The following is a 12,486-nucleotide window of genomic DNA, read 5'->3' as shown; positions in this document are numbered from 1 at the left end:
GGCTTGGTCCTCTCCGAGAACCGCCGTGTGCCGAGAAGTCTCATTTCCCACCGAAAGGAACGTCCATGACCCAGACCGGCGCCGCAACGACACCACCCGTGCAGCTTCCGATCCGCGGCGAGGCCTGGTCGCGACCGAACGCGGATCAGATGGCGGCCATGCAAGAGATCGGGTCCGCGACGGCCTGCGCGAAGCTCCACCAGGTCGGCATCCGCCGGTCGTTCGTCGAGGGACCGGTCTCACTTCAACCCGGCCAGAAGGTCGTCGGCTCCGCACTAACGCTGCAATTCATGCCCCAGCGTGAGGACCTCGCATCCGGTGTGGCTCAGGAGTATGTCGAGCGGAACACTGCCCTGTGGGCAGTGATGGAGACGGTGGAGCCGGGCGACGTCCTGGTCATCCAGGCGTACGGCAGCAAATTCTCCGGATGCATCGGCGACATCCTCGCCCGCTACTTCCAGCGCAAGGGCGGTGCCGGCATCGTCGTCGACGGCCGGATCCGCGATGCCGGCCGCATCCGCGAGCTAGGGATCCCGGTCTGGAGCACCGGAACAACTCCGCACTACGCCTCGCAGTCGGAGCTGTTCCCGTGGGCATATGACGTGCCTGTCGCAGTCGGCGGCGCCCTGTGCCTGCCGGGCGACTTCGTCGTCGCCGATGACGACGGCCCGGTTATCGTGCCGCAGGCGCTCGCGCCGGAGGTTTGCGCAGCCACGAAGGACCATCAGGACTGGGAGGTCTTCAGTCGAACAAGGCTCGACCAGGGTGCGCGCCTGAGCGACTACTACCCGCTCACACCCGAGACGCGGGCGGAGTACGAGGCGTGGCTCTCGGCTGGCTCGCCTCGCTGACGCGGTGGCACGAGCTTGATTCCTGAAGCCGATTTCGGGCTCGTCGACGCCCACATCCACCTCTGGGACACCCGCTCCTTCGACTTGCCGTGGCTCAACGCGGTTCCACAGCTCAGAACGCAATACACGGCAGCGGAGTTCGCCGACGGACTGGACGGCGTCCGCTTGCGTGCCGCGGTCGCCGTGCAAGCCGGGAACACAGCCGCCGAGGCGACCTGGTTGCTATCGAGCGCTCGTGCCGCGTCCGCGCTGACGCAGGCACAGATCGGGGTGGTGCTGCAATATGCGCGGTCGCCAGATCGGCCGCTCAGCCCCTGGCACCCGCTCGTCTTCGCGGACGGCCGGTTTCCCCAAGGTGTGCGCCTTCCGCTGGTCGAACTGCCCACCGACTGGACGGCGCTCGGCGGAATCCAGGAGCTGGTCGGCTACGTCGAGCATCACGGACTAGTCCTCGAGCTGCTTCTGCGTCCTGATCAACTTCGTGCCGCAGGCGAGCTTTCGGCGAGACACCCTCGACTCACCGTCGTTCTCTGCCACCTCGGGCTGGGTGAAAATGAGCCGGACGGGACATGGCAGAACGAGATCGCGCGGCTCGCGGCTCGCAAGAACGTCGCTGCCAAGATCTCCGGACTCCACACCAGTCATCCGCCGGTGCCCGAGGATCATCGCCGTGCCCGCCTTGCCGCTGAATGGGCACTGGAGCAGTGGGGCCCGGACCGCCTCATGTTCGGCAGTGACTGGCCGGTCTCGACCCGTGCCGGTCGTTACACCGACGTGCTCGAATGGACGAAACAGGCCCTCGGCGCGTCATCGCCGACAGAGCTCCAGGCGATGCTGGGGCTGACGGCCGCCTCGATCTACAAGCTCGCGGGCTCTGAGCCGGACGTACAAATCGATAAGCGGTAGGTGATGAGGTAGCCTCTAATAATGACCGACTCAGTGGCCAACGGACTCCACCTGGATCGAGCACTGCTGTCCGAGCAGATCTACACGCACATCAAGAAGATGATCAAGGACGGCACCTTGGAGCCGGGGGATCAGGTCGTGGAGTACAAGCTGGCACGCGAAATGGGTGTGAGCCAAGCCCCCGTTCGCGAAGCGCTGAAGCGCCTCGTGCACGACGGGATCGTCACCAACATCCCGCGCAACGGCAACTTCGTGTCGCGATTCTCGACGCAGGAAGCCGAAGACGCGAGAGTCGGCCGGGTCGCTCTCGAGGAGATGGCCGCAAGGCTGGCCTGTGGCCGGCTCCAGGAACAGGATCTGGTCAACCTCAACGACCTGATCGAACAGATGCGGGAAGCCGCCGAACGGCGCGATCTGAGCGCATTCCGTGAGCACGACTTCGCCTTCCATCGTGCGGTGGTGCAGGCGACCCGGAATACCTACCTGCCACGGATGTGGGACATCGTCGAACCCAGCCTGCGCTCTTTCGACATCTTGTCCGATCCTGCGTTCAAGGGAGACTGGCGGGTCGCGGCCGAGTGGCACCAGGACCTACTCGATGCCTTGGTCTCGTCGACTCCGGGGGAGGCTGCGGCGCTGTTCGCCCGGCATGCCGCGAGTCTGGCAGGCAATGCCGAAGGCGACCTCGAGGATGTCCTCCGCGGTGGGCAGCCCGCTGCTGGCGCGCCGTCCTGAGCCAGGGAGCAGCGCGGTGGAAGTCACAGTTCAACGAGCTCGGTTGCGTCCAGGTGCCGGCGCCCGCTACAGCGAGGTCCATTCCCGGATCCCGGCCAGGATCGAGGCGGCGTTGCGTTCGTGCGGCGTCATCCGCTGGCAGATCTGGCGCGATGGCGACGACTCGCTCTTCCACCTGATCGAAACGGCCGATGGCTTCGACGTGATGCTGGAACGGATGCGGCTTCTCGGGCCGATTGACCCGGAGTGGGACCAGTTGATCGATGCGCTTGTGGATTCCGCCGACGATTCGTTCGCCACGCTGGAACACGTCTGGACGATGACGCCCGAGGGTCAGCACGGTGGCGAGGACGGACTAGCTGTTCCGAGTTCGGATCGGGCCGACATCAGCCCTCGCCCGACTTCGTCCTGACGCGAGTCTTTGCCTGGCCGAGGTAGTGCCTGACTGGCCCCTGGAACTACACCAACCTCGGTCGACGAATCCGAATCTGCTGAGACCGGCACCGTTCGTTATTGCCCAGCGGCCGCACGACCCGCCAACCGAACGGTCGCCCAGCGGTGCCGCCCGCTGTCAATTATTGTTTATCGATTAACGCTTGACAATAGATACTCAGGCTGCGAGCGTCGTATTCGGCTAGTGGCTGTATCCGTGTGGAGCGCAGATCCGCGGCCGTCGGTGTGACAACGAACGACGAGCATCGTCGTGAACCTGGAGGGCGGATTCTCGGTGAGGCAAGCATTCCGGTCGGTTTCGCGAGCAAGGGCGCAATTACCAGAACAAAGGACTTTGGTGAAGATGATCAACAACCCGCGTGGAAGAACTTCTCAACTGTTGTTCGGCCTCTCGTTGGTCGTGGCCATGTTGATCTTCATCCCAGACCCGGCAAGTGCGACAGGCACGAACTACTACGTGAGCGACGCAACCGGATCGGATACGAACGCCGGAAACTCGACGAGCGCCCCGTTCAAGACCATTCAGAAAGCCGCAAGCGTCGCCGTGGCCGGTGACACGGTCAATGTCATGGCCGGTACCTACCGGGAGACCGTGACGCCCACGAACAGCGGCACCGCCACCAACCCGATCACCTTCCAGAAGTACAACAACGACGATGTCACCATCAGTGGCCTGGACGTCGTGAGTTCTACGGGGTGGCAGGTCGATTCCGGAAACATCTACAAGCACACCTCAACTGCTTCACCGTTGGAACTCGAGAATTCTCAGGTGTTCGTCGATGGACAAGAGATGACGCTGGCTCAGTGGCCGAACAAGGGCAGCGGTCGTGCAACGTGGACATCGGCGGGAAGTTCAGAGACCCCGGGAAATGCCTGGGTCACCGGCGCCACGATCCCCGGTGGTGACGATGCCTGGAAGGGCGGCGTCATCTACGCCGCTGCCCGGCAGGACTGGGGGTTCTACTCCTGGAAGGTCACCGGTTACACGGCGAGCACCCACCGAGTCGCTTACTTGGACCCCGGCATCGCGGGGTCCGAGTACAAATGGGAACTGCCGACCGACAACTACGCCAGCTCTAAGGGCTTCGTCATGGTGGGCGCGCGCGTCGCCCTGGACGCTCCGACCGAGTTCTACCCTGACAAAGACACCAACACGCTGTATCTGTATGCGCCGGCCGGCGACAGCCCAGCCAATCACAACGTGGAGATCAAGACCCGCAAATGGGGCTTCGACCTCGGCGCCTCGAACTACATCAACATCAAGGGACTCAAGTTCTTCGGAGATGGGATCAGGACGTGGGATTCGCATGATTCCGTTATCGACGGCATCGTCGCGGACTACCCGGCCGTATCGCGGATTCATTACTCGACTCCCGCGGACCTGGAATACCCCTACGCCGACTGGCAACTGAGCACCGACAGTGGCGTGGTCCTTGGCGGCATCAAGGGAAGCAACCACTTCGGGAAGGCGAATACCCTTGAGAACAGCATTGTGAGCCACGCGTCGACCACAGGTGCTGTCGCTCTCGGCGGCGAGGGAGACAAAGTCGTGAACAACGAGATCTCCGATGTCTCCATGGGTGTATGGGCGAACGGCAGCGACTTCCTGATCAGCTACAACACGATCTCGAATACCGGAATGAATGCGATCCACGGCCTGTACCACAACACGATCATTGAGCACAACGATCTCTCGAGCATGCTCCTCGACGGGCAGACCGACGACGGAGCGACGCACACGTTCGCCGCGGATCTAGGGAATTCTGTCTGGCGCTACAACATCATTCACGATTTCTCCGCCGGCCACCTCACCGCGGGACTGTATGCCGACAACGCGACGCTGAATCTGGGGATCTACAAGAACGTCATCTACAACCTCGGGGGGCCCAGCCAATGGGGAACCCTGGTCAATGGCTTGTCGGAGAACGTGGAGGTCGACAACAACACCTTCGTGAATCCAGGTTTCGCCGGGTTCAACAGCTATGGCGGAGCTGGCTACAACAACTTCGGCGCCAACAACATCACGACCAACTCGACGTTCTCCACGGCAATGGCAGGGAGCAGCAAGAGCAACAACCTGGAGAACACAGATCCGCTCTTCGTCAATCAGTCGACACATGACTTTCATCTTCAGAGCACCTCTCCGGCGATCGATGCAGGCATGCTCATTCCGGGCATCGCTGATAGTTACAACGGGTCTGCCCCGGACGACGGTGCTTACGAATACAACGGCGCGAACTGGACCGCTGGACGTAACTTCGCCAACCCGCCCCCGACGACTTCTACTCCAGGAGTCTGGCCGCGCATGAATCTCGTCAAGAACAGCAGCTTCGAAGCGAGGCTCTGGGGCGGGGCGATCCAGAACCTGAACTGGTACGACGGCTGGACGATCAGCGACAGCTCGGTCGACGTGCACAAGTCGTTGTCCAGCTGGGACGCCGATACCGTCAACACGCGAACGTCAGCGATTCTTAACCAGGGCGACTGGATTTCGCAGACGATCACCGGGCTCTCGCCAAACACGACCTACGATGCCGGCGCCTACCTGAGGATGGAAACCGCGGGCGTCGGCTCAGCCAGCATGACGGTCGAGAACTTCGGCGGCCCCGCAGTCACGCCGGTCACGGGAAACGCGGGTTCTATGCAGCACCGCATTCTGGAGTTCACGACCGGTCCGACCAGCACTAGCGCAACCATCAAGGTCTACAAGGACAACACCACCGCGAATGCGGCGTACGTCGACAACGTGTCGCTGATCGATGCGGGGAAGCCTCGGGGCCCGATCGGGCACTGGACGCTCGACGAGAGCAGTGGAACGGTGGCAGCCGATTCATCAGGAAGTTCTGCCAACGCCACCGTCAGCGGGACGACGAGCTGGGTCCCGGGCAAGTCGGGCAACGCGCTCAACCTGGGTACCACGACCAGTCACGCCGATATCGGCCTCCACAATGTGGGAAGTCCTAGTGGAGTGACATTGAGCATGTGGGTCAAGACAACGTCGACTGCCTCAAACTCCTATTTGTTCGGCGGATGGGACGAAGGCCCCAACGTGCAGTTCACCATGAACAACGGGGCAGCGGGGAAGATCAATCTCTACCATCCCTCGTTCGGACGGATCAGCTCTACGACCAGCGTCAATGACGGTAGTTGGCATCTTGTTACCTGGAGGTACGTGAAGGGTGGCACATTCAAGATCTACATCGACGGCACGGAAGAAGCCTCGGCGGCCGTCGGCACGATCAACTGGGACAACTGGTACTGGATCATCGGTGCCGAAGGGTCGACGAAAGCATCTGGCATCAATGGCTCGATCGACGACGTTCAGGTGTATGACCGCGCCCTCGATCCTTCCGAAATCCAGAGCCTGTATTCCACGACCGCTCCCATCGCGTACTGGAAGCTCGATGAAAGCAGCGGAACGGTAGCTGCGGACTCGTCGGGCAATGCTGCCAACGCCACGGTGAGCGGGACGACTGGCTGGCTCACGGGCCACACCGGAAACGCATTGAATCTGGGTAGCGCGACTAGTCACGCCGATATCGGCCTCCACAATGTGGGGAGTCCTAGTGGAGTGACGTTGAGCATGTGGCTCAAGACAACGTCGACTGCCTCAAACTCCTATTTGTTCGGCGGGTGGGACGAAGGCCCCAACGTGCAGTTCACGCTCAACACCGGCGCCACCGGCAAGGTGAATCTTTACCATTCCTCGTTCGGAAGGATCAGCTCCACGACGAGCGTCAACGATGGCACCTGGCATCTAGTGACGTGGCGGTACGAAAAGAACGGGACGTTCAAGATCTATATCGACGGCGCTGAAGAAGCCTCGGCGGCCGTAGGCACGATCAACTGGGACAACTGGTACTGGATCCTGGGTGCCGAAGGGTCGACGAAGGCGTCGGGCTTCAACGGTTCGATCGACGATGTGCGGCTGTACAAGCGTGCCCTCAGTCCGTCCGAGATTCAGAGTCTGTACTCATCCCCGGGAAACCTTGCACAAACGAATTTTGCACAAGGCAAGACGGCGATCCAGTCGTCGACGTATGGCGCCGCCGCCGCATCGCGGGCGGTGGACGGAAACACCGACGGCAACTACTTCGCCGGTTCGGTCACTTCTACGCTGCAGGAGGCCAACGCGTGGTGGTCGGTGGACCTGGGTCAGACCCGGGCCATCGGCAACATCGAAGTCTGGAACCGCACCGACGGCGTTCCCGAACGGCTCTCCGACTATTGGGTCTTTGTGTCCCCGGTCCCGTTCACAGCGAACCTGACGCCCGCTCAGCGCGTCACCGAGGGGGTGGCCACGGGGTTCCACCAGACCACTCAGGCCGGGAGCCCCACCTCGATCCCGGTTAACCTCAGCGGCCGGTATGTCATGGTCCAGCTCTCCGGCACCAACTACCTCAGCCTCGCGGAGTTGAAGGTGCTCTCCGCCCCATGACCGCCGAGAGACGCGGCGCGGGGGTCACCCGCGCCGCGTTTCTCGGCGCTCCGCGCCAGATGAGCACGGCGCGCTAGTCGGGCAGGTTCGTGGAAGCCTCGGCGGAAAGGCCGATCCCCAGCGTTCTCGTCCCGAGTCGCTTGGCGGCAGTGGCCTCGCTCCCGGCCACCGCCTCGAACGGCATCTCCGAGACGCGTGCCATGGTCCGCTCGATGATCACGCTGCCTGCACCAGTCAAGGGGACGGTCAGGGTGGCAGCGGTCGACGCCGCAGCCACGACGGCGCCAGTGTTGCCATCGATCGCGCGGATCTGAGTACCGGGCCAGGGGTTGGCGATCACCACCGTGTCGTTGGTGGCGTCGACCGTCGGGGCGGCCTCGATGCCGACGTACTGGACGACCTGGTTCCGCACCTGCACGCTCACCTTGTGACCGCCCAGGATGTGGACTGAGCCGTCGACGTCCCAGTTGGCCGGCCAGGCGGAACCCACCTTGAGCACCCTGTCGGTCGGCATCAGGTCACCGGATGCGTCGAGCTGCGGGGCTCCCTTGTCGTAGTACGAGACCAGAGCCTCCTGCAGGCCGGAGCTGACGACCGCACCGAACTCGCTGTAAAAGCTCGGACTATCGGCGTCCTCCGCCCCAAAGTTGGTGTAGCCATTCGAGTAGTGCTGGAACGACAGTGCGCCGTTGACCAGACTGCTCCGCACGTCGTCCGGCAAGCCGAGCCGTGCGGCCTGGGTCGCCTCCATGGACCAGTCGTAGCCCATCGGGTACACCCTGCGGTGGAAGGTCGTCCGGGCCAAGGTCGAGTCCTCGCCGAAGATGCCCCAGGGCCAAATGGGTTCCAGGTCGGGGTTCTGCGCGTTCTTCGACGTCTCGTCAGTCCCCGCCCAGGCGATCACGGTGTCGGTTCCTCGAGTCTCGGTCCGGAAGTCGGCGATCTGCGGCACCGCTGCCCGGAGGTCTGCAGCCAGGTCGTCGTCGCCCCGACCTTTGGCAAGAGCGGCGACGAGCGGGAAGAGACGCTTCATCGCCGCAAGGTCTGTAGCCGGATTGTCGACGTCCCACTGGTTCTCCAGTGCATTGACGTGAGTGAGGTGGCGCATGCCCTGGGCGTCCACGGGGTCGAGGCGGGTGAGGTAGAAGCGGCAGACGTCAGCGAGGAACTCGTAGAATTCCTGGTCGAGCGGCTGGTGGGTGTACTGAGAGTGGAGCCACATGTTGTACGCCACCTCGGGGCCAGAGGACAGGATCCGGGTCGTGTACGACATCTCTGGTTCGGCCGGGGTCTTACATGCCTCCGACGTGCTGTCCTCGCCGTAGAGGGAGAGGCCGGTGCCGTTGAATCTCATCGTCTCGGGGATGCACACACCTGCCATCCCTGGCATCCACCGCGCGGTCTCGGCCTTCCGGAACGCATGGTTGCTCGTGTAGAGGTTGAAGTACGGCGCGTTGAAGTCGGCCATGTTGGCGCCGAAGTTCTGGGAGACCTGTTGGCGCATGTTGAAGTGCCAGTAGTGCGAGGCGAACCACATCACTTCGTCCTTGAACGCCGAGAGCATGTTTGCGACCCCGCCGTGCGTTGCGGGCAGGGCGCCTCGCTCTGTCGCTGCGGTGGTGTAGAGCGAAAGCGTCCGTAGGTTCTCGAGGTACTCTCCCTCGCCATCGCTCGAGGTCAGCTTCATGATCGCGGTCCGGTTCCACAGCGCGTGCCACCACTCAAGGTGGGTGGCAGCGAGATCATCTGCGGTCGCGCCGGCCACCGCGGCTGCGGCAGCGGACGGCAGTTCCTTCGCACCGTCGTAGGCGGGTGCGCCGACGACCACCCGGAAGCTGCCGTCAGTTCGAGGCCGCACCGTCAGCTTGACACTGGTCCCGTCCACGGCCGCGGCCGTCACCGACGCGCCGAACGCTGTCAGAGCCGCCATCCACCCGAATGTCTGGCCTGACTGATCGTTGCGGTAGGGCCTGGGGTCGTTGCCCACCGTGTCGACCCACGACTCGCTCAAAGCGGCGATCGGTCGCGAGGCATAGATCTCCGGACTGCGACCGGGCCACAGGTTCAGCTCGACTGTCTGTTCGACATCTGGAGCCGCCCCGGTCACATCAACGACCAGCTGATCGGAATCAGCCCGCACATAAGTGATTGCGGAGATGCCGGCACCCGACTGTACGAACTGGCCGTCGTACAACCGTAACCGCCCGGCATAGTCGGCTGCCGACGTCATGGCGGCCAGGCCCGGCATGACCAGTTGACCGGGCGACTTCAGCTCCGGAAAGGTATCGCCTCGATTGAGCTGTGCGGTGAGCCCACGATCAGCCCACACGGCGGCCCCCAAGGTCCCATTCCCCAGCGGAACTGCTTGGCTGTCGAGCAGAGGTGGTCGGTCGTAGACGAGGTCCGAGCGCGATACGACTTGGCCCGCGTCCACGTCGAACTTGCCGGCGGTGAAGTTCCACGCCCTGGTCTCGCCGGTGGCGGTGGTCACCGAGGCATTCGCATCGTTGGTCATTGAGGCATTCCCTTCCCGGCGCCAAGCTCGGGTCACGTCCAGTTAGCCATGGATACTATCCATTATCGATTAGAACGGCTGCTCTGCCATCTTCGAGGATGTCAACAGCCCTGCCTGAGCCTCGCCGTACTCGCTAGCGGCCAGCACACGTTCGTCGCATAACGTCGAGTTCGAATCACCGAGCCTAGAGAGTTTCGAGGTTGCTGCGCAGCCACGTCTCGATCCCGGCGACGTGGGCAAGGGCGCAGGCAGCGGCGATGCTCGGTTGTCGGTGGCTGATCGCGTTGGCGATTGCGAGGTGTTCCCGCTGGGTGCGTGTGAACGAGTCCTCCTGGGTCACGCCCCGCCAGATCCTGGCGCGATGGGTGCGGTTGGCGATGCTGTCGGCAAGCGAGCACAACACCGCGTTGCCCGAGGCAACCGCGATCCGGTGGTGGAACTCCAGATCGTTCTCGACGATCAGGTCCATGGATGATTCTTGTGTGACGCTGTTGACCAATGCGACAAGGTCCGCAGCTTCGGGCTCCGACATCAGCAGAGCGGCCTTCTCGGCGGCCATCGGTTCGAGGGCTCGCCGGACCTCGAACAGGTCCAGGATGCCTGCGTCCTGGTGGAAATCGATGACGAACGTGAGTGTTTCCAGGAGTAGTTCGGGTTCGAGGCTGGTGACGTACGTTCCGTCGCCCCGCCGTACGTCGAGAATGCGGATCATCGACAGGGCGCGGACCGCCTCGCGCAGAGAGCTGCGAGAGAGCCCGAGTTGCTCGGCGAGATCCGCTTCGCGTGGAAGCCGGTCACCCGGCTTGAGCTGACCGGAAAGGATCATCTCCTTGATCTTGGTGATCGCCTCATCGGCCAGTGCCATCGCGCTGCCCTTCCTCGGTGCTCGTTGTGTCTTGCAGGATCCTACGAGTCGGAGATCAGGTCGCAGGGCGTAGACGCAGGCCACTCATGCCGCCGTCAACAGCGAGCGATGTACCAGTCGTGGAGCCGGAACCGCGGCCGGCCAGGTAGGCCACTGCGCCCGCTACCTCCTCCGCCGTCACGAGCCGGCCGTGCGGCTGGCGCGCAGCTAGGGCCGCCCGCTCTGCAGCAGGATCCGTGGCGCTGTCGAGCAGTCGATCGACCCAGGGTGTGGCCACGGTTCCCGGGTTCACACAGTTGACCCGGATTCCCTCGCGGACGTGGTCGGCCGCCATCGCCACGGTCAATGATTGAACGGCACCTTTAGTCGCGGAGTACAGCGCGCGCTGTTGGAGTCCCGCAGTGGCAGCGATCGAGGAGACGTTGACGATGGCTGCGCTTGGGGAGAGGCGCAGGTACGGCAGTGCGGCACGAGTGGTGCGGACGACACCGAGCACATTCACGTCGTAGACGCGGTGCCAGTCCTCGTCGGAGTTGTCCTCGACTGTTCCCTGAGCACCGATGCCGGCGTTGTTAACCACGATGTCCACCCGCCCCCAGGTACTGGTGACGGTGTCGATCGCCGCTCGGACGCTCGCGTCCGAGGTCACGTCGGCTGTGACCGGCAGCGTCCCTTCCGGGGCAGTGCTCGGATCCAGGTCCAGGACGGCGACGTCCGCGCCTCGGTCCCGAAGCATCGAGGCGATCGCTGCTCCGATACCGCTGGCACCACCGGTGACGATCGCGACCAGGCCGTCGAACGTGTCTGAGCTCATCGCAGCGCCTCGTAGGCGACCACGTCCTGACGTTGGCGACCTAGTCCCTCGATCTCGAGCTCGACGACGTCGCCGGGAGCGAGATACGGGAACCGGCCCGACAGGGCGACGCCCTCGGGGGTCCCGGTGAGGATGACATCGCCGGGGTCGAGCACCATGTACTGGCTGAGGTGGTGGATCACGGTGGCCACGTCGAAGATCTGGTCCGCGGTCGTGGAGTCCTGTCGGATCTCACCGTTGACCCAGCTGCGCAGCCTCAGGTTCTGGTGCTCCACCTCGTCGGGAGTGACGATCCACGGGCCGAGCGGGCTGAAGCCTGGCGCGATCTTTCCCTTGCTCCACTGGCCGCCGGAGACCTCGAGCTGGAAGGCGCGTTCGGACAGGTCGTTCGCGACGACGAAGCCGGCCACGTGGTCGATGCTCTCTTCGGCCGAGTCGAGGTAGGACGCGCGTCGTCCGATCACGATGCCCAGCTCGACCTCCCAGTCGGTCTTCGTGCTGCCGCGCGGGATCGTCACGGGGTCGTTCGGACCGGCGATCGTGTTGGCTGCCTTGAAGAAGATCACCGGGATCTCTGGCGGCTCGGATCCCGACTCGGCAGCGTGAGCGGCGTAGTTCATGCCCACGCAGACGATCGTGCCCGGCTTCGTCAGTGGAGCGCCAGTGCGTCGTGAATCGGCATCGGGGACCAGGGGCAGGGTCCCTTCCTCCAGCGCCGACCGAACGCGGTCGATTCCGTCGGTCTCCCAGAAAGTGGCGTCGAGATCATCGGTCACCGAGGTGAGGTCGAAGGTCGCGTCGTCCTGGATGACGACCGGGATCTCATGGCCGAGCGGGCCGAGTCGGGAGAGTCTCATGGCAGTCCTTGTGGTGAATAGATCAGATCTATACGTCGACGTGAAGGATCGT

Annotated in this window: 9 protein-coding genes; 5 read left to right on the top strand and 4 right to left on the bottom strand. The window is 63.5% G+C overall.

Features of this window, described 5'->3' with window-relative positions; translation table 11 throughout:
• The first annotated feature begins 65 nt into the window (after positions 1-65).
• From EFL95_RS16605 to EFL95_RS16585, 5 genes are all read left to right on the top strand, one after another.
• Positions 66-851, top strand: a complete 786-nt coding sequence (locus tag EFL95_RS16605) for an RraA family protein (RefSeq protein ID WP_123235215.1) — start codon at positions 66-68, stop codon at positions 849-851.
• A gap of 15 nt (positions 852-866) precedes the next feature.
• On the top strand, positions 867-1,757 hold the full coding sequence (locus tag EFL95_RS16600; RefSeq protein WP_123235214.1) for an amidohydrolase family protein: 891 nt from the start codon (positions 867-869) through the stop codon (positions 1,755-1,757).
• A gap of 21 nt (positions 1,758-1,778) precedes the next feature.
• Positions 1,779-2,492 (top strand): GntR family transcriptional regulator, encoded by a 714-nt coding sequence (locus tag EFL95_RS16595; protein WP_123235213.1) that lies wholly within the window; start codon positions 1,779-1,781, stop codon positions 2,490-2,492.
• Positions 2,461-2,904 carry an L-rhamnose mutarotase gene (locus EFL95_RS16590; RefSeq protein ID WP_183407232.1) on the top strand — a complete coding sequence of 148 codons (444 nt, stop codon included), beginning with the start codon at positions 2,461-2,463 and terminating at the stop codon, positions 2,902-2,904. The genes EFL95_RS16595 and EFL95_RS16590 overlap by 32 nt, the downstream gene beginning before the upstream one ends.
• A 384-nt stretch (positions 2,905-3,288) precedes the next feature.
• A complete protein-coding gene (locus EFL95_RS16585; protein ID WP_246005022.1) occupies positions 3,289-7,383 on the top strand; it encodes a LamG-like jellyroll fold domain-containing protein in 4,095 nt (1,364 codons plus the stop codon).
• A gap of 73 nt (positions 7,384-7,456) precedes the next feature.
• On the opposite strand, the gene EFL95_RS16580 is transcribed toward EFL95_RS16585, so the two are convergent.
• From EFL95_RS16580 to EFL95_RS16565, 4 genes are all read right to left on the bottom strand, one after another.
• Positions 7,457-9,898, bottom strand: a complete 2,442-nt coding sequence (locus tag EFL95_RS16580; protein ID WP_148045090.1) for a hypothetical protein — start codon at positions 9,896-9,898, stop codon at positions 7,457-7,459.
• A 184-nt stretch (positions 9,899-10,082) separates the two neighbouring features.
• A complete protein-coding gene (locus tag EFL95_RS16575) occupies positions 10,083-10,763 on the bottom strand; it encodes a FadR/GntR family transcriptional regulator (RefSeq protein WP_123235209.1) in 681 nt (226 codons plus the stop codon).
• Positions 10,764-10,818: 55 nt separating this feature from the next.
• A complete protein-coding gene (locus EFL95_RS16570) occupies positions 10,819-11,577 on the bottom strand; it encodes an SDR family NAD(P)-dependent oxidoreductase (RefSeq protein WP_123235208.1) in 759 nt (252 codons plus the stop codon).
• Positions 11,574-12,434: a fumarylacetoacetate hydrolase family protein gene (locus tag EFL95_RS16565; RefSeq protein WP_123235207.1), complete on the bottom strand. Its 861-nt coding sequence runs from the start codon at positions 12,432-12,434 to the stop codon at positions 11,574-11,576. The genes EFL95_RS16570 and EFL95_RS16565 overlap by 4 nt, the downstream gene beginning before the upstream one ends.
• Positions 12,435-12,486 lie beyond the last annotated feature (52 nt).

This window comes from Nocardioides marmorisolisilvae (assembly GCF_003725775.1).
GTDB lineage: Bacteria > Actinomycetota > Actinomycetes > Propionibacteriales > Nocardioidaceae > Marmoricola > Marmoricola marmorisolisilvae.
Note: the sequence above shows the minus strand (reverse complement) of the source record. Positions and strands in the feature narration are given on the sequence as shown.